Here is a 19,480-nt window from a genome sequence, read left to right as displayed (position 1 = left end):
GAGATAAGATTAAGGAGGAAACCATATGTCAACAAAAGCATATTACCCAATCAACGAGATTGGAGCAGGCAAAACTGGCTTCAGCAAAACTCGTTCCATTATTGAAGCAGCGTTCTATGGCAACAATGTTGTTAAGGTTAACACATTAAAAGAGGCATATGAATTAGCGAAGAACTCACCTGGAACAGTCGTTACAGATATGCCTGTTTATAGAGGCGAAGAGTTTGGTCTTGAGAGAGACGCTAAAGTTTTATTATTCAACGATGGTGCTATCACAGGACGTTATGCAGCCGCACGCCGCATTGCCGGAGAACCAGGTGTTGACTGCGCAGCTCTTGACAAAGTGGCTATGGATGCTATTTATGAAGCCCGCTGGAAAACCATGTACCATGCAGAGGTATATGTAGGCCTGGATCCTGAATTCATGGTAAAAGCTCACCTGCTGATTCCGGAAGGCGAAGAGAACATCATGTACTCCTGGATGCTGAACTTCCAGTATATGTCTGATGACTATGTTAAAATGTATAAAAATTCTCAGCCTGTAGGTGAAGGAAAAGAAGCAGATGTTTACATCTTCTCAGATCCTCAGTGGGCACCGGCAAGCCGTCCGGGTGTTGACTACAGCTGCTTAAGCGATCCGCAGACTCTGTGCTACTTTAACACAGACCAGAACTGTGCTTGTATCCTTGGTATGAGATACTTCGGTGAGCACAAAAAAGGTACTCTGACCATGGCTTGGGCTATTGCCAACAGAAATGGTTACGCAGCATGCCACGGCGGACAGAAAGAGTACACACTTGCTGACGGTTCCAAATACGTTGCATCCGTATACGGTCTGTCAGGATCAGGTAAATCCACCATCACACATGCAAAACACAATGGCAAATACGAAATCAAAGTTCTGCACGATGATGCATTCATCATCAACACAGATACATGTGCTTCCGTAGCATTAGAGCCTACATACTTCGACAAAACACAGGATTATCCGGCAGGATGTGATGACAACAAGTTCCTTCTCACTTCCATGAATAACTCTGCTACATTAGACGAGGATGGAAACATCCAGCTTGTAACAGAAGATATCAGAAATGGTAACGGACGTGCGATCAAATCCAAACTGTGGGCACCGAACCGCGTTGACAAGATCGACGAGCCGGTTAATGCTATCTTCTGGATCATGAAAGACCCGACCATTCCGCCGGTAGTTAAATTAAAAGGTGCTTCCCTGGCATCTGTAATGGGTGCTACTCTGGCTACAAAACGTTCTACAGCAGAGCGTCTGGCACCAGGTGTTGACCCAAATAAACTGGTTGTTGTTCCTTACGCTAACCCGTTCAGAACATATCCGTTAGCTGATGACTATGATAAATTCAAAAAACTGGTTGAAGAGAAAAATGTAGACTGCTACATCATCAATACAGGCGATTTCATGGGCAAGAAAGTTCAGCCGAAAGATACTTTAGGTATTCTGGAAGCGATCGTAGAGAAAAAAGCAGAGTTCAAACCTTGGGGACCGTTCTCCGATATCGAAATCTTCGATTGGGAAGGATTCGTTCCGGATATGAATGACGCTAACTACGTTGAGCAGCTCAAAGCACGTATGAATGACCGTGTAAATGAGATTAAAGCATTCGAGACCAAAAAAGATGGATATGACAAACTTCCTGCTGATGCTTTAGATGCGATCCAGAAAGTTGTTGATGAATTAAAATAATTCAGGTGACCAAAATAGAAAGAACGCTTTGCGGACTTACTATTGCTATGAATGCGGCGGACCGTCAGTGATGGCGGTCCGTTTTGTTGTTTCATACCCGGGGATACGTCCGCCGGGCAGCGGAGATGAAAATATGATTGATTTGGAATACGCAAAAGAAAGCTTCCGGCAGTATCTCAGTCATTATGACAGAAGCGATGATAAGATCATGCTGAAGGAGGTTCATACTTTCTGCGTTCTGGATGCAGCAGATTATATCTGCAGGGAGGAAAAGGTCTCCGGTGAAGACCATGAACTGGCGCTTCTCATTGCACTGCTCCATGACATTGGAAGGTTTGAACAGCTTAAAACCTTTAACAGTTACGATGACAATCTCTTTGACCATGCTGAGTTTGGCGTAAAAGTCCTTTTTGATGACAATAGGATCAGAAATTTCATTGAGGATGACAGGTTTGACAGCATTATCAAAACAGCAATTGCCTGTCATTCCCTCTATGAAATTCCGGAAGAGATACAAGGAAGAGAACTCCTGCATTGCAGGATCATCAGGGACGCGGATAAGCTGGATAATTTCAGGGTCAAAGATACAGAGAATGCAGAAGCTATCTTTGGAATTTCAGCGGAGGAAGTGGGCCTTGAACCAATCTCTGAGAATATCCTTCAGGCTGTGGAAGTGCACAGATGTATCCGTCGGGGAGAGAGGACCACACATATGGATATGTGGATCTCTTATCTGGCTTTTATCTTTGACCTGAACTTCCGTTCCAGTTTCCTGTATATTAAAAACCAGGATTACATGAACCGGAATATTGACCGCATACCCTACGGGAACGAGAAGACAAAAGCGGATATGGAAAAAGTGCGCTCTATCTGTAATATTTATATTGAAGAAAAAATTTATTAAGTGTGTGCATTTTTGTTGAAAAAGTTCATATACTAGAGTATAATAAAGATACGAAGTAATCCTGGGGTGTGCGATGCTCCTACAGTTTTTGAACCTACATTTCTTTAAACGGGATTCCTATATTTCTGTTCAGATGTCAGGCCGTCATTGCGCAGCGGAAGGCAGAAGAACAGTTGCGGTTGCCCACCTGGCTTAGGCTAGGAGTCAGAAAGTAGGAAACGGCATCCTGGGATTATAAATATAACAGCAATTTGGCTGGATATATTATGAATAGTGTAACTGTTTCGTATTTATGCAGTTACGAATAATGAACATTTGCAGCAGGAACGCCGCATTTGATGCGAGAGTCTGAAGAATCAGACTCTTTTTGTTTATAACAACAGAAATGCAGATCAAATCATGAAAAACAGGAGATTAAGACATGGGAGTGACAAAAAGAAGCTTTGGAAAGAGTCCTGAAGGAAAAGATGTATTCCTCTATGAACTGAAAAATGGAAACGGCATGGCAGCATTTGTAACAGATTTCGGTGCCATACTGGTCAGTGTGATGGTTCCGGCTAAAGATAAGAATTTGACAGATGTAGTTCTTGGCTATGACACTGTGGAAGGATACTATGAGAATAAACCTCATTTCGGTTCCCCCATCGGCAGAAACGGAAACCGCATTGGCGGAGCAAAGTTCACTGTGAATGGCAGAGAGTATGTGCTGGCTCAGAATGACAACAAGAATAATTTACATAGCGGCCCTGACTTTTACCGCACCCGTGTTTGGGATGTGGAGGAAGTGAAAGAGGAGGAGAACGGTATCACCTTCCGTATCTTCAGCCCGGACGGCGACCAGGGCTTCCCCGGAAACTTTACCGGATTTTTAACATATAAGCTTACGGATGCTAATGAGCTTGTTATGCATTACACAGGAAGCGCAGATGCCGATACCGTTGTGAATATGACCAACCATTCTTACTTTAACTTGGCAGGGCACAATGCGGGAGCAGAGAGTATGCTGAATCATATGGTTCAGATCCATGCACCGGAATTCACGCCGGTTTCCGATTCCGGAGCCATTCCCACAGGTGAGATCCTGAAGGTAGAGGGCACACCCATGGACTTTACCTCCCCCAAAAGGATCGGACAGGATGTAGAGACTGACTATGAGCAGCTCATCTTCGGCGGCGGCTATGACCATAATTATGCACTGTGCAGGGAAAAAGGCGGGATAAAAGAGGCCGCAAAGGCTCACAGCGATGCGACAGGCATCACCATGAAAGTATTCACGGACCTTCCGGGCATGCAGTTCTACATCGGCAATTTTATCAACAACGAAAATGGAAAGGGCGGCAGTGTCTATACAAAACGTGCCGGTTTCTGCATGGAGACGCAGTACTATCCCAATGCCTGCAATGAGGCTGCTTTCCAGTCTTCCGTTCTGAAAGCCGGGGAGAAATACGATACTACCACAATATATCAGTTTATTACAGAAGCGTAAACATTATACTGAACAGTTACGCAAAAAAAGAAGACGGGCTGCCGTAAGCAGGTACGCGGGCACCGAATAGAGGTGCGGACGGCTTGTGGCAGCCCGTTTTTGCGGCTGCAGTTATGGCAGGGTAATAATTGAGAGAGACAACAGGAGGCAAAATATGGAGTCCAGATTATTGAGAAACAAATATTTCTTGTATGTAACAGAGTTTTTTTCCGGTATGTCTGTTATGGCTGTAGAATTGGGGGCGAGCAGGCTGATGGCGCCTTATTTCAGTTCCTCCCAGATTGTATGGACCGTGATCATCGGAGTGATCATGATCGCCATGGCAATTGGAAATGTATGGGGCGGGCGCTCTGCGGACAAGCGCCATGACCCGGACAGGCTGTACCGGAGGCTTTTGATCGCCGCTATATGGATCGCGCTCATACCGTTCGCGGGCAGATATCTGATCGCAGGTATCTCTTTGCTGCTGGCGGTTTTTATAAAATCCAATTTTCTTGTCTGGGCAGCACTTTTTACCTGCTTGGCGATCTTTGCGTTTCCCTGTGTTCTGCTGGGAACCGTGACACCGTCTCTGGTAAAGTTTTCTGTGAGCAATCTGGATGACAATGGAAAGACTGTGGGAGAGCTGGGTGCCTTAAATACCATCGGAAGTATTATCGGTACCTTCCTTCCTACCTTTGTAACGATTCCAGCAGTGGGGACTGCGGCTACTTTTCTGATATTTTCAGCAGTTTTGGCCGCTATCGCTGTGCTCTACTTTGTGACAGTTAAGAGAAAAAGAGGACTATGCGTGGGAACCGCGGCGGTTCTGTTTATTCTGGCACTGCTGACACCTAAATTCAGCTTTGCTTTCTGGGAAAAAGATGTGACGCTGGAGGATGAGTCCATCTATAATTATCTGCAGGTAAAGGATGAGGAGGAGCAAACGATCCTGTCCACCAATGTGCTTTTTGGCGTGCAGTCCATAAAGACGAAAAACCAGGAGCTGACAGGGATGTATTATGACTATGCTCTGGCCGCCCCTGTTATGGCCGGAGTCAATACAAAAAAGGACAATCATGTGATGATTCTTGGATTGGGAAGCGGCACATATGCAGATTACTGTGACCGCTATTTTCCGGGAACCAAAATCCAGGGTGCTGAGATTGACGAGAAGATCGCGGAGATCGCCACAGACTATTTCGGACTGCCGGACAGTGTGGAGGTGGCAGTGGAGGATGGCAGAGCCTACCTCACAGCTTCTGAGGACTCCTATGATGTGATCATGGTGGATGCCTACCAGGATATCACCATTCCGTTTCAGATGTCCTCGGCTGAGTTTTTCAGCCAGGTTGAAACGCATCTGAAGGATAACGGGGTGATGGTGGTCAATATGAACATGAAATCCAGTTCTGAGGATTCCATCAATGATTATCTCTGTGACACCATAGCTTCGATATTCAAGTATGTATACACCGTACCGGTGGAAGGCGGGACCAATATGGAGGTTTTTGCCTCTAATCATGTGATGCTTCCGCAAATGCTTGAAAAAAATGCTGAGAAGCTTCCAAAAGGGGAATTGCAGAGCATGATGGCAGCCGTTTCGGAAGGGCTTGCCAGATATGAAGGAAAGGACAGGATCCTCACAGATGACAAGGCCCCGGTGGAACTTTTGGGAATGAAGGTTTTAGATGAGATCATCGGGGAAGAGCTGGACTATTACAGGGAATTATATCTGGGATAGTGGCGGACATGCTCAGAATAAAGACCTTGGGGTATGAAATCTTTTCTTCTTTCATATATTAATATATGGACTGGAAACAGAAATTAAAATGGAAGATGCTGATTATACTGCTTGCCGTGATCGGAATCTTGATTGTGTGGCAGGCAAACAGAGCGGGAGTAAGAAGACAGGAAGATTACCGGACACAGAGCCTGCAGGAAAATATGATCAAAGAGAATGAGCGGGCCAGTGCCGGTCTGACCCTGCCGGCTTCCTCCCGGAACAATGCGGATGCAGAGGAAAAAGGGCAGGAGAGTGCTGCAGATCCTGCAGACACAGATGCCCAGGCTGCTCATACAGAACAGAACAGCAGCCAGGCTGCCCAGGATTCAGAGAGTGAAGCGGCAGCGGCGGCGGTACAGGACCCTCAGATATCCGTATTGCTTATGACGGACGGATACAAGGGATATACGCACCAGAGTGTGAACTTACAGTTTCAGGGCAGTTATCATCTGAAAGGGAGCCAGGAGATGGACTATGCAGACGGTGAGACATTGGAGCTGACTGCGGACAGTCCTTTATTCCAGGATGGAAAGCTGGAGCTTCAGGCCGGTGGAGAGGAAAACAGGGCGACCCTGCTGTCAGTCGAAAGGCAGCAGGGAAATCCTGCCTATAGAGGGGATTTTACTGTTTACCAGGAACAGGGAGGCCTGCGTATTGTAAATACGCTGCCTTTGGAAGAATATCTGTATGGTGTGGTACCCAGTGAAATGCCGGCCTCCTATGACAAAGAAGCATTGAAGGCGCAGGCGGTCTGTGCCAGAACATATGCCTGTGTGCAGATGCAGAAAAGTGCTTTAGCTGACCTGGGCGCCCAGGTGGATGACAGTGTGGATTATCAGGTCTATCAAAACGGCGGTGAGGATGCCGGGACGAGTGCAGCCGTGGATGAGACAAAAGGAGAAATTCTGGAGAGCGGCGGCCAGCCCATTACAGCCTATTATTTTTCTACATCCAGCGGTAAAACCAGCACAGATGAGGTGTGGGAAGTATCTGCGCCCGCGTCCTATCTGAAAAGTGTGGACTGCAGTTATGACGCAGAGGAGCCGTGGCATCAGTGGAGTATCACATTTTCCGCCAAACGCCTGTTGTCTGCTGTACAGGCAAAATACGCGGGAGTAAAAGAAATCCAGGGGATAGATGTGGAGAAGACAGGTGAGGGCGGTGCCGTCATGAATCTGGCGGTCAATACGGACCAGGGTGTCTACAAGATCAGCAACGAGTACGACATACGTGCCCTGCTGTCACCGGATGGCTTGTCTATTACAAGGCAGGACGGCTCTGTGGTGAAAGGCTCTAACCTGCTCCCAAGTGCATATTTTACTCTGGAAGAACAGCGGGATGAAAATGATGTCCTTACAGGATATGTGATAAACGGCGGCGGTTACGGCCATGGCGTAGGTCTGAGCCAGAACGGCGCCAAGGGGATGGCAGAGGCGGGGATGAGTTATCAGGAGATCCTTTCGTATTTTTACCAAAATGTGGAGCTGGCTGATATCAGCAGCATTCTGTGAAACTTGTCATCCGAAGGGGCACATGCTATAATGGGAAAATAATGCGAAAATCACATACGGGTGCAGATAAAATGAAGATAATAAAAAGCGTGGTGCGCACAGTCACCGGATTTATGGAGAATTTGAATAAGAATCACGTGTCAGCCTACTCTGCACAGGCTGCCTATTTTATTATACTTTCTTTTATCCCGTTTATGCTCCTTCTCATGACCTCTGTCCGGTATACGCCTCTTGACAGGCAGGAGGTGATCAATGCGGTAATGCAGATCTGCCCGGAGAGTTTTGAGACCTTCATTCAGGGGATCGTCAATGAGGTGTATGAAAAGTCACTGACCGTGGTTCCCCTTTCCGGTGTCATTGCTCTATGGTCTGCAGGGAAGGGGATCCAGTCTCTGACCAATGGATTCAACTGTATCTATCAGGTGAAGGAGACCAGGAATTATATAGTGACAAGGGTACGCTCTGTATTCTACACACTTGTGTTTGTCATTGCCATTATACTGACCCTGATCCTCCAGGTCTTTGGCAACAGTCTGCAGAGGGAACTCAGCAAACATCTGCCGTTCCTTGACAAACTGGTATCCATGATAATCAGTATGCGAGTGACTATCACGCTTCTGGCACTGTGTGTGGTGTTCCTGTTTTTGTATAAGTTTGTACCAAACAGGAAGGCAACCTTCAGAAGCCAGATGCCGGGGGCTGTGTTCACAGCAGTGAGCTGGTCTGCATTTTCCTTTGGATTCTCTCTCTATTTTGATTATTATGAGGGAACATCGAATATGTATGGAAGCATGACCACCATCATACTGATTCTTTTATGGATGTACTTCTGTATGAATATCATGATGATAGGCGCCCAGATCAACTGTTATTTTGAGGAAAAATTCAAATGGGTGCATCAGGTGGCAACCGAGACCCTCAAGAGAGAATATCAGCAGCTTATCGGCAGGGATGATGAGGAGGAAACGGAGGATTTGGCAGAAAAAAAGGAAAAAAAAGATACAAAAGCTGACAAACCTTCTTGACAGAATGCAAATTAGTGGCTAAAATGGGTTACAGACAATACATGAAAAAGGCTGTGAAGGTGTCAGTAGATGTTTATCTTCTGTCAGAGATGAGGAGTCACCGGCTGAAAGCTCCTCTCAGTTCAGATAACCGTTGAGATTCCCACCGGAGCCGCATTTCTGAAACAACAGTAGGAAATGACGTCACTGTGCGTTAAACAGAAACGAGTGCCCGCTGTATTTTTACAGATGGGAACAAGGGTGGTACCACGGACTTTACAGGCTTCGTCCCTTTTGGGGGTGGGGTCTTTTTTTATTGTCAGGAATAAGTAACTAAGGCACTGGTAACTGTTCAGTACCCTACAGTTACAGGAATAAAACGTATAAGGAGATTGCTATGAAAGAAAAATTACAGCGTATTCAGGAAGAAGCTGCAAAGCGTATCCAGGAGTCGGATTCCCTGGAAAAATTAAATGATGTACGTGTTGCTTTTCTTGGAAAAAAAGGAGAGCTGACAGCAGTTTTAAAAGGTATGAAAGAGGTAGCAGCTGAGGACAGGCCAAAGGTTGGGCAGTGGGTAAATGAAACTCGTGCGCAGATTGAAAAACATCTGGAGGATACCAGAGTTAAACTGGAAGCAGCCGTTATGGAGGAAAGGCTGAAAGCGGAAGTCATCGACGTAACCCTCCCGGCTAAGAAGATGGAGATTGGCCACAGGCATCCAAACACCATAGCGCTGGAGGAAGTGGAGCGTATCTTCATTGGTATGGGCTATGAAGTTGTGGAAGGCCCGGAAGTGGAGTACATGGATTACAACTTTACAAAACTGAATATCCCGGAGGGCCATCCTGCCAGAGATGAACAGGATACCTTTTTTATCGACGATAAAATCTGTCTGCGTTCCCAGACTTCCCCGGTACAGGCGCGTACCATGGAGAAGGGAGAACTGCCAATCCGTATGATCGCACCGGGACGTGTGTTCCGTTCTGATGAAGTGGATGCAACACATTCCCCTTCCTTCCATCAGATTGAAGGTCTTGTCATTGACAAGCACATTACATTTGCGGACTTAAAGGGTACTCTGGAGGAGTTTGCCAAAGAACTGTTCGGACCGGAGACAAAGACGAAATTCCGTCCCCACCACTTCCCGTTCACAGAGCCAAGTGCAGAGGTGGATGTCTCCTGCTTCAAGTGCGGAGGCAAAGGCTGCCGTTTCTGTAAAGGTTCCGGCTGGATTGAGATTCTGGGCTGCGGTATGGTGCATCCCCATGTTCTTGAAATGTGCGGCATTGACCCGGAAGAATACACAGGCTTCGCGTTTGGTGTGGGACTGGAGCGTATTGCATTACTGAAATATGAGATTGATGATATGAGACTTCTGTACGAAAATGACACCAGATTCCTGAAGCAGTTCTGATCCCGGAGAAGAGAGAAATCAGGAGATCTAAAGGCAGAATAATAATTATAGAGGAGAACAACAATGAATACATCTTTATCATGGATTAAAATGTATGTGCCGGATCTTGACGTTACGGCACAGGAATATACAGATGCAATGACCTTATCCGGAACCAAAGTGGAAGGGTTTGAAGAGCTGGATGCAGATCTGGAAAATATCGTTATCGGACAGATTGAGAAGATCGAGCCTCACCCGGATGCAGACAAACTGATCATCTGTCAGGTCAATGTGGGAAGTGAGACTGTTCAGATCGTGACCGGTGCACCAAATGTAAAAGAGGGCGACAAAATCCCGGTAGTCCTGGACGGGGGCCGTGTGGCAGGCGGTCATGACGGCAAGAAGACACCAGGCGGTGTAAAGATCAAAAAAGGAAAACTGCGTGGGATAGAATCCTGCGGCATGATGTGCTCTATTGAAGAGCTGGGCTCCACAAAAGAATTTTATCCGGAAGCTCCGGAATACGGCATATACATTTTCCCGGAGGATGCAGTGGTTGGCGAGAGTGCTATCCATGCACTGGGACTGGATGACGTGGTATTTGAATATGAGATCACTTCAAACCGCGTGGACTGCTACAGTGTGATCGGTATCGCAAGAGAAGCAGCAGCCACTTTTCATAAAAAATTCGTTCCTCCAACAGTGGAAGTGAATGGAAATGAAGAGGATGCCCATGACTACGTCAAAGTGAGTGTTGAGGACCCGGATCTGTGTCCCCGCTACTGTGCAAGGGTGGTAAAAAACGTAAAGATCGGTCCTTCACCGAAATGGATGCAGCGCTGTCTGGCTGCAAATGGTATCCGCCCCATCAATAATCTGGTAGATATCACCAATTACGTGATGGAAGAATTCGGACAGCCTATGCATGCCTATGATATGGACACCATTGAAGGACAGGAAATCATTGTGCGCCGTGCCTCAAAAGATGAGAAATTCGTCACACTGGACGGCCAGGAGCGTGTTCTGGATGATTCCGTGCTGATGATCTGCGACGGCAAAAAACCGGTTGGAATTGCCGGTATCATGGGCGGGGAAAATTCCATGATCACCGATACAGTAAGCACTGTATTATTTGAGGCTGCCTGCTTTGACGGTGTTAATATCCGTCTCTCCAGTAAAAAAGTGGGACTCAGGACAGATGCTTCCGGAAAATTCGAGAAGGGACTGGATCCAAACAACGCGGAGGCTGCCATCGACAGAGCGTGCCAGCTGATCGAAGAATTTGGCTGCGGTGAAGTGGTGGGCCAAATGGTTGATGTGTATTCCAAAGTGAAGGAACCGGTACGGGTTGCATTTGAGCCGGAGAAGATAAATGACTTACTGGGGACTGAGCTTTCCAGGGAGGAAATGCTTTCCTATCTCTCAAAAGTGGAGCTGGCATATGATGAGAACACCAATGAAATCGTAGCACCTACCTTCCGCGCTGACATTTTCCGCACTGCGGATATTGCGGAGGAAGTGGCACGTTTCTACGGTTATGACAATATCCCCACAACCCTTCCAAAGGGAGAGGCTACCACAGGAAAACTGCCGTTTAAGCTGCGCATTGAGCAGGCTGCAAGAGATATGGCAGAATGCAATGGATTTTCACAGGGGTACTGCTATTCCTTTGAAAGCCCTAAGGTATTTGACAAACTGCTGATTCCCGCTGATGATGAGCTGCGCAAAGTGATCACCATTTCCAATCCTCTGGGTGAAGATTTCAGTATCATGAGGACTACACCGCTGAACGGTATGCTCCAGTCTCTCGGAACAAATTATAAGAGAAGAAATAAGGATGTACGTCTGTATGAGCTGGGCAATATATATCTGCCGAAGGAGCTGCCTCTTAAGGATCTGCCCAAAGAGAGAATGATGTTTACCCTGGGTATGTATGGAGCAGGAGATTTCTTTACCATGAAAGGCGTTGTGGAGGAATTCCTGGATAAGATCGGTATGCACGAGAAGGAAGAATATGATCCGAGATCAGGCAGGCCCTTCCTCCATCCGGGGCGTCAGGCAGACATTATCTACAGCGGAACCATGATCGGTTATATAGGAGAGGTACACCCGGCTGTTGCGGACACCTACGGCATTGGAGAGAGAGCTTATGTGGCTGTGCTGGATATTCCGGCTGTTTTGGAGTTTGCAACATTTGACAGAAAGTACGAAGGAATCGCAAAGTTCCCGGCAGTGAGCCGTGATATCAGTATGGTAGTACCGAAACACGTGCTGGCAGGTGAGATTGAACATATTCTTGAACAGCGCGGCGGCAAAATCCTGGAGAGCTATCATCTCTTTGATATCTACGAGGGAAGCCAGATCAAAGACGGATATAAATCCTTGGCGTATTCTGTTACCTTCCGTGCGAAAGATAAAACACTGGAGGAGGCTGAGATCACAGCAGCCATGAAGAAAATCTTAAACGGGCTGGAAGGCCTTGGAATAGAGCTGCGTAAATAAGACAAAAGGCGCGGCTTGCAGAAATTTTAGGAGAGCGGGAATGAAGCTTTATATTATCCGTCACGGGGAAACCTCCTGGAATGTCCAGAGAAGGCTTCAGGGAGCCTCGGATACGGATTTAAATGAGAATGGCATTACTCTGGCAAAGCGGACGGGGGAAGCGTTAAAAGAGATTCCCTTTGACCTCTGTTTTACCAGCCCGTTAAAACGGGCTAAAATAACTGCAGAACTGATACTGTCCGGAAGGAATATACCCATATATGACGATGAACGTCTCCGGGAAATTTCTTTCGGCGAATGGGAAGGGCGGGATTCCGCCCTTTTGCCTGCCCATATGCTGGATAATTTTTTTCATCATACAGAGGTATATGAGCCGCCAAAAGGCGGGGAGAGTATCAGGGAAATCTGCACAAGGACAAAAGATTTTTACCAGGAGCTTATATACAGGGAGAAGCTGCAGGATAAAACACTGCTGATCGCATCCCACGGATGTGCTGTGCGGGCGCTTCTGCAGAATGTCTATGCCGATGCGGAAATCGATAATTTCTGGCATGGCTGTGTTCCGCCCAACTGCGGTGTCAATATCGTGGAGGTGGCAGACGGCAGGGCAGTGCTTCTGGAAGAGGATGTAGTGTTTGGCTGATCAGCCATGTGGCAGGCAGTGTCAGGGAACCGGATCTATCTGCCCGGCCTGCTGTTTACAGAAATAAAGGAGAAAACATGAAGACATCGGATTTTTATTATGATTTGCCGGAGGAACTGATCGCGCAGGATCCCCTTGCTGACCGTTCCGCCTCCAGGTTGCTGCATCTGGACCGGGAAACAGGTGAGATCGAGCATACAGATTTTAAACATATCACCAGATATTTAAAACCGGGAGACTGCCTTGTCATCAATGACACAAAGGTGATTCCCGCCCGTCTGTACGGAAGCAAGGTGGGAACAGATGCCGGGATTGAGATACTGCTGCTGAAAAGAAAAGGCGATAATGTGTGGGAAACACTGGTAAAGCCGGGGAAGAAGGCGAAACCGGGGACGGTTATCCGCTTTGGGGACGGACTTCTCACAGGGGAAGTCATAGATGTGGTGGAGGAAGGAAACCGTCTGATCAAATTCAGCTATGAGGGCATTTTTGAGGAAATCCTGGATAAACTGGGGGAAATGCCTCTTCCGCCGTATATTACCCATAAGCTGCAGGATAAGAACAGATATCAGACTGTTTACGCCAAAAATGAGGGAAGCGCAGCCGCGCCTACGGCAGGGCTGCATTTTACAGAGGAACTGTTGGAAGAGATTCGGCAGATGGGAGTGGGGATTGCCCATGTTACGCTGCATGTGGGACTCGGAACTTTCCGCCCGGTGAAAGTTGATGATGTGGAAAAGCACCATATGCATTCAGAGTTTTATGTGGTGGAGGAAGATCAGGCAAAACTGATCAATGATACCAAGAAAAACGGCGGCAGGATCATTTCGGTTGGAACTACAAGCTGCCGTACACTGGAATCTGCCGCGGATGAGAATGGAAATCTTCAGGCGAAAAGCGGATGGACAGAGATATTTATCTATCCGGGGTATGAATTTAAGATCATTGACGGATTGATCACTAATTTTCATCTTCCGGAATCTACTCTGCTCATGCTGGTATCGGCTTTGGCTGGGAAAGAACATATTATGAAGGCGTATGAGGAGGCTGTGAGAGAAAAATATCGGTTCTTTTCGTTTGGGGATGCTATGTTTATTACAGATAATCAAAAGTAAACTATATAGTTGATGAAAAGAAAGCAGCCAGGAGGTCAACCCTCCTGGCTATTGCTGTTTTGGGAATAGATAAATTGGTGACGCAGACCGTTCATGAAAACTATGCTTTGCCCAACACACGCACCACCCTTTGTGGCAACCGATGGGCTTTGTGTTTCTGGACTTCAACCTGTTGGATCTCTATCCCCTCATTGATTGGCCTAGGAACTTATTTTCTGCTTTTCTTGCGTTTTATCGTCAAATAGTGTAGTCTATATATAGTAAAATAAACTCCATTCATCCATGACGATGTTTCATAGGAGTAGAAAGGTTGGTAGGTATGGAAGAACCCTCAACTCTTTTTCAATATCTATACACCACCTTGACTGCGGAAATACACACGGAAAAGCTTCGTTATGGCGAAAGGCTGCCGTCGATCAGAGAACTTTGCCGAATATATAACGTAGGCATACGAACGGTAAACGACGTCTTAAAAGCGTTGAACGACAACGGATATATCAAAACAGAAATCCGAAAAAATGCCACGGTCATTTATCGAAACGACGAACTAACGGACTCCTTGCGTGCCAAACAGCTATTGGCACGTAAGGAGGCGGTGGTTGATTTACTGAAGACTATGGGCTGTTTCTTCCCGCATATAATCGCCAGCGGCGCCATGATGTGCGATACCTCTCATTTGGAGGAAATGATTCGGTCTGCGAGAGGGCTTACGGATAAGCCGATCAAGGAGAAGTGGCGCGTCAGCACCCATATTATTCAGCAAATCATTTCATTTCATGGAAACCGCCTGCTGACAGAGCTTTTCATCAATATGAACATATACGGGCAGGTGCCGGTATTGGAAGGGTTTAAGAATCCATTCCTTGATATGACATGGGACCGGGAACGAAATATTAGCTACCTTTTTGACGCGATCAAAGCAAAAGATTATGAAGGACTGTATACACGTATAGAAGAGCTGTATGTAAATGGGGCCAGAAAAGTAGAAAAATATTTAGAGGAACTTGCGGAAATATATCCCCAGTTTTCCAACCTGGAGAAATCTGCCTATCAATGGGATGCCAGAAACGGCCGCGTGTTTCTCTATATGGAGATCTCTCGCCAGCTCGCTTCCAAGATAGGAAAAAATATCTATCCAGTGAATGGCAGCCTGCCGACAATCATGGAACTGGCAGATGAGTATGCGGTTTCGCCGTCAACAGTGAGAAAAGCGCTGGGGGTACTGAATACATTGGGAATTGTCCGAACCGTTAAAAAGGCCGGCTCTATTGTTACGCTGAACGCTGCCGCCAGCTTCGATATTCAAATAAAAGACGCAGCCATGAAGCGCGATGCGGTTACCTTTCTGAGCGCCCTCCATATGTGCGCCATGACCTGCCGGACGATAGCCCTTCTGGGATTTGACCGTCTTGAGCCGGAAACCATCCACCGTCTTGTTATTGAGGGGGCGGATGAAGATAACCGCTCCGTGGCATTTATATTAATAAAAGCCCTTGTCAAGGCGCAGCCTTATAACGGGATACGCGAAATATATGCTCAAATGGAACTGCTTCTCTCTTGGGGATATTACTTTTCCTTTGCACAACGGAATAAAGAGCAGTATCAGTTTGTCCATGAAAAAAGCAAAACGGCGCTGCAATTTTTGCTTATAAAAGAAAAAACGGCGTTTGCCGATATCATACAGGAAATCTACATGGATATCTTTACCCTCATAAGAAACACCTTGGTTTCCTATGGTGCAATGGAGGGAATATGTTTGGCTCCCCCAGCGCCGGATACTTTTGAAAAGAACAGAACTTTGCTGCACTAGGATCATACATGAAAATCACGTATAGTTCTTTTAACGAACATAATCTGTATACGTTTATAACTTTATAACACCCAACGCTAACGCAAATTCGGCATCTTGACAGCATGATGCTGTCCCGGAAAGGAATGAGTTATGACGATGAACCGCAATACCCTTTTGATTGTAGACGATATGGAGGTCAACCGTGCTATCCTCCGTAATTTGTTTGCCAAAGACTTTAATATACTGGAAGCACAGAACGGTGAGCAGGGGTTGATGCTGCTGAACCAGTGCTGTGACCGGATCGCCGCTGTGTTGCTTGATATCGTCATGCCTGTAAAAGACGGATATCAGATGATGGCGGAAATGAAGTCAAGCGGTCTGCTCCAGACAGTTCCGGTCATCGTCATAACCAGTGAGGAAGCACCGGAGGATGAGGTGCGTGCCTTTGATTCGGGCGCGACGGATATCATCCTGCGCCCCTTTGAAGCTTGTACGGTAAAGCGCCGGGTGCAAAATGTGATTGAATTAAATGAGCACCGGCAGCATCAGGAGGATATTATCCGGGAGCAGGCCGTTACCCTGCGGAATTCCACCGATGCGCTGACGGACGTCCTCTCTTCCGTCATTGAACACCGCAGCGTGGAAACAGGGCAGCACGTTTTGCGTATCCGGCTGTTCATCCGGGCGCTGCTGGAGGATGTGATGCGCAGTTATCCGGAATATGACCTGGACGAGAGGAAAATCGAGGTGATTGCCAGAGCCGCTACCCTTCACGATATCGGAAAGATTGCGATCCCCGATGCTATTCTCAATAAACCGGGCCCCCTGACTCCGGAAGAAATGGAAATCATGAAAACCCATCCCGCGAAAGGCTGCGAGATATTAAATGATCTTGGGCGTATGCACGATAAGGAATATCTGCAATACGCATATAACATTTGCCGTTATCATCACGAACGCTGGGATGGAAGCGGTTACCCCGAGGGCCTTGCCATGAACAACATTCCAATCTGTGCTCAGGCGGCGGGTATTGCCGATGTGTATGATGCGCTTACCACGGACCGGGTATACAAAAAGGCGTATTCCCCCGAAACTGCCAGCAATATGCTCCTGAATGGCCAGTGCGGCATTTTTGCTCCGCGCCTTTTGGAATGCTTTAAGAAGATTCGTGAGATATTTGCGAGGATTGCCAATGAATATGCGGATGGACATTCCCCGCAGATACACTTTTCTAAAAACCATGATCCAGGTATAAACGAACCGTCATTTGAAATCAATACACTTGAATTCGGCCAGATGAAATATTTCGCCATGCTTCGCTATGAGAATTCCACGGTAATGGAGGTGGATATGAACAGCGGCGTCTATCATCTGGTCTATAAGCAGAACAATGATTTTGACAAGCTGAACCCGGTGGGCCTTTTTGAAGCATCCTATTTGGCGTTTTTGCAGGAAGCAGTTCATCCTGATGATAGGGATCTCATCCAGCCTGTCGGTTATCTTGAGGAATTTTTAAAAAGCGGCGTCATGAAGAAATCCCGGAAGTACCGTGTGTATCATTGCACCACCGGGGAATACATCTGGTATGAAGTGACAATACTGCGAATATATGCAGATATCCCAAATCAGCATAAAATACTGGTGGTTTGGCGTATGTGCGATAAGAATGCAGCTTCACCGAGAAAGGCCTCCAATATAGCTTGCCCGGTTATGGACAATTCGCTGCTTGGCATACAAAAATGCCTGAATGACCGGTGGTTTACCGTTATAGACATCAATGACGGGTTTACCGCTCTGCTAGGATACACCAGGGCTGAGATGGAACAGGTATTTCACAACCGGTTTACGGAAATAATTTATCCAGAAGACCGGGAAAAAGTTATCAGGGAGGTCAGAGAACAACAAAATAAAGGAAATACATATGAAATAGAGTACCGGGTGGTTACGAAAGACGGAAAGGTACTTTGGATACTGAATAAGAGCCAACTATATACAGACGAGAGCGGAATGGATTACATCAGCTGCATGCTGATTGACATCACAACAGAAAAGAAGGAGCAGGAAAAGCTCCGGCTGGCCCTGGAGCGCCACCGGATTATTCTTGACCAGTCAAACGACGTCATCTTTGAATTGGATATGGCGTCAAACAAGCTCTATTACTCCCGAAATTGGGTCAAGAAGTTTGGGTATGATCCTATTACCGATGAGATCAATCTTCGGATTCCGCAGTCATCCCATATCCTGCCGGAAGATGTCCAGGTCTTCGTCCATCTGCTGAACCGTGTGAGCGAAGGCGCGCCTTATGTAGAAGCGGAGCTGAGGATTGCAAACGCCGAAGGCCGGTACATATGGTGCCGCATCAGGGCCACTACTCAATTTGATCAGGATGGACAGCCTGTCAAGGCGGTTGGCGTGATCTTGGATATTGACCGGGAAAAACGCCGGACACAAAATCTGATTGAAAAAGCGGACAGGGATGGGCTGACGAATTTGCTGAACAAGGAGGCTGCCTATCGGCGGATACGCAGTATGCTGGAGGACAGCCAATCAGCTGGAGCAGGTGCTATGCTTCTGATCGATCTGGATAATTTCAAAGCGGTCAACGACACCTACGGCCACATGTTCGGCGATGCCGTACTGATCGAGGCGGCGGATCAGCTGCAAAGACAATTCCGTTCCGAGGATATTGTCGCCCGAATCGGCGGGGATGAGTTTCAGGTATTCATAAATCATATTCCGAGCCGGGATTTACTGATAAGACGTGCAGAAAAATTGGTAGGTGTCATGCAAACCATGCTGCAAGATACCCAACGAGACGTTTCCCTTTCCTGCAGTGTGGGCCTTGCCTGCTACCCCCACGATGCGTCCAACTATCAGGACCTGTTTAACTGCTGCGACCGTGCTTTATATATGGCGAAGCTGCTTGGGAAAAACCAGTTCGCCTTTTATAATGAAGATACCTCGAATCGTGTGGCTGAGGCAGCAATGCAGCGGTCATCCATGAAGCGTACCCGAATTGAGTCGAACGAAAGCGGTGATTATGAGGTTGCAAAATTGGGCGAGCAGGCTTTTCAAATCTTGTATAAAACGTCCGAGATGGAAAAAACTCTTCCATTCGTATTAAAAATGTGGGGACAAAAATTGGGAGTAAGCCGGGTCAGCTTGTTTGAGGGGGCTGGTAACGGCAGAACCTGCAGCAATACCTTTGAGTGGTGCAACGAAGGAATCTCTTCGCAAAAAGAGAATTTTCAGTGTATTCCTTATGAGGAGATGGATGTTTGCCGGGAAAGCTTTGACAGCAAAGGTGTTTTCTATTGTGCCGATACATCTGTCCTGCTAAAAGAGCAGCGTCGTTTGTTGATTCCTCCGGATGTCCGCTCCATGCTGCAGTGCGCGCTCTATAACGATGGAAAATTTGCAGGAATGGTCGGTTTTCATGATTGTTCAGGCAGAATGTGGGTGCAAAACGAAATTGATGCCCTTATCCTATTTTCCGAACTGCTCTCCACGTTCCTTTTCAAATGGCGTGAAAAGGAACGGGCATCACAGGCGAAAAAAGGATGTCCGGCGGAACCATGCCGGAGGTAGATCAAAATCTGCTGTCCTGTAGCACAAAATTTTACATAGGCGATGAATCCGCCGGTT

12 protein-coding genes, 1 other RNA gene and 1 other annotated feature are annotated in these 19,480 nt (G+C 47.0%); all 13 genes read left to right on the top strand.

Features of this window, described 5'->3' with window-relative positions; genetic code table 11:
• Positions 1 to 25: 25 nt before the first annotated feature.
• The 13 genes from A4V09_RS08550 (at position 26) to A4V09_RS08490 (ending at position 19,423) form a co-directional block, all read left to right on the top strand.
• Positions 26 to 1,717: a phosphoenolpyruvate carboxykinase (ATP) gene (locus A4V09_RS08550; RefSeq protein ID WP_065541969.1), complete on the top strand. Its 1,692-nt coding sequence runs from the start codon at positions 26 to 28 to the stop codon at positions 1,715 to 1,717.
• A gap of 133 nt (positions 1,718 to 1,850) precedes the next feature.
• The gene (locus tag A4V09_RS08545) at positions 1,851 to 2,621 is read left to right on the top strand and encodes an HD domain-containing protein (protein WP_065544702.1); all 771 of its coding nucleotides are present in this window, start codon (positions 1,851 to 1,853) and stop codon (positions 2,619 to 2,621) included.
• Between the two features lie 55 nt (positions 2,622 to 2,676).
• A non-coding RNA gene (gene ssrS, locus A4V09_RS08540) (6S RNA) lies at positions 2,677 to 2,858 on the top strand.
• A gap of 184 nt (positions 2,859 to 3,042) precedes the next feature.
• Positions 3,043 to 4,107, top strand: a complete 1,065-nt coding sequence (locus tag A4V09_RS08535; protein ID WP_065541968.1) for an aldose epimerase family protein — start codon at positions 3,043 to 3,045, stop codon at positions 4,105 to 4,107.
• A 154-nt stretch (positions 4,108 to 4,261) separates the two neighbouring features.
• The gene (locus A4V09_RS08530; RefSeq protein ID WP_065541967.1) at positions 4,262 to 5,830 is read left to right on the top strand and encodes a fused MFS/spermidine synthase; all 1,569 of its coding nucleotides are present in this window, start codon (positions 4,262 to 4,264) and stop codon (positions 5,828 to 5,830) included.
• Positions 5,831 to 5,925: 95 nt separating this feature from the next.
• Positions 5,926 to 7,383 (top strand): SpoIID/LytB domain-containing protein, encoded by a 1,458-nt coding sequence (locus A4V09_RS08525; protein WP_065544701.1) that lies wholly within the window; start codon positions 5,926 to 5,928, stop codon positions 7,381 to 7,383.
• Between the two features lie 71 nt (positions 7,384 to 7,454).
• Positions 7,455 to 8,408, top strand: coding sequence for a YihY/virulence factor BrkB family protein (locus A4V09_RS08520; protein WP_065544700.1), 954 nt, complete (start codon positions 7,455 to 7,457; stop codon positions 8,406 to 8,408).
• Between the two features lie 44 nt (positions 8,409 to 8,452).
• Positions 8,453 to 8,683, top strand: a binding site (T-box leader).
• A gap of 101 nt (positions 8,684 to 8,784) precedes the next feature.
• The gene (gene pheS, locus A4V09_RS08515) at positions 8,785 to 9,804 is read left to right on the top strand and encodes a phenylalanine--tRNA ligase subunit alpha (RefSeq protein ID WP_065541966.1); all 1,020 of its coding nucleotides are present in this window, start codon (positions 8,785 to 8,787) and stop codon (positions 9,802 to 9,804) included.
• A 63-nt stretch (positions 9,805 to 9,867) separates the two neighbouring features.
• On the top strand, positions 9,868 to 12,285 hold the full coding sequence (gene pheT / locus A4V09_RS08510) for a phenylalanine--tRNA ligase subunit beta (RefSeq protein WP_065541965.1): 2,418 nt from the start codon (positions 9,868 to 9,870) through the stop codon (positions 12,283 to 12,285).
• A gap of 40 nt (positions 12,286 to 12,325) precedes the next feature.
• Positions 12,326 to 12,928 (top strand): histidine phosphatase family protein, encoded by a 603-nt coding sequence (locus tag A4V09_RS08505; protein ID WP_065541964.1) that lies wholly within the window; start codon positions 12,326 to 12,328, stop codon positions 12,926 to 12,928.
• A gap of 77 nt (positions 12,929 to 13,005) precedes the next feature.
• Positions 13,006 to 14,043, top strand: a complete 1,038-nt coding sequence (gene queA / locus A4V09_RS08500) for a tRNA preQ1(34) S-adenosylmethionine ribosyltransferase-isomerase QueA (RefSeq protein ID WP_065544699.1) — start codon at positions 13,006 to 13,008, stop codon at positions 14,041 to 14,043.
• A gap of 319 nt (positions 14,044 to 14,362) precedes the next feature.
• Positions 14,363 to 15,853, top strand: a complete 1,491-nt coding sequence (locus A4V09_RS08495; RefSeq protein WP_242964115.1) for a GntR family transcriptional regulator — start codon at positions 14,363 to 14,365, stop codon at positions 15,851 to 15,853.
• Positions 15,854 to 15,985: 132 nt separating this feature from the next.
• Positions 15,986 to 19,423, top strand: a complete 3,438-nt coding sequence (locus A4V09_RS08490) for a diguanylate cyclase (protein WP_084043501.1) — start codon at positions 15,986 to 15,988, stop codon at positions 19,421 to 19,423.
• Positions 19,424 to 19,480: the final 57 nt, after the last annotated feature.

Source organism: Blautia pseudococcoides, assembly GCF_001689125.2.
GTDB lineage: Bacteria > Bacillota > Clostridia > Lachnospirales > Lachnospiraceae > Blautia > Blautia pseudococcoides.
This window is presented reverse-complemented; position numbering and strand designations above follow the sequence as displayed.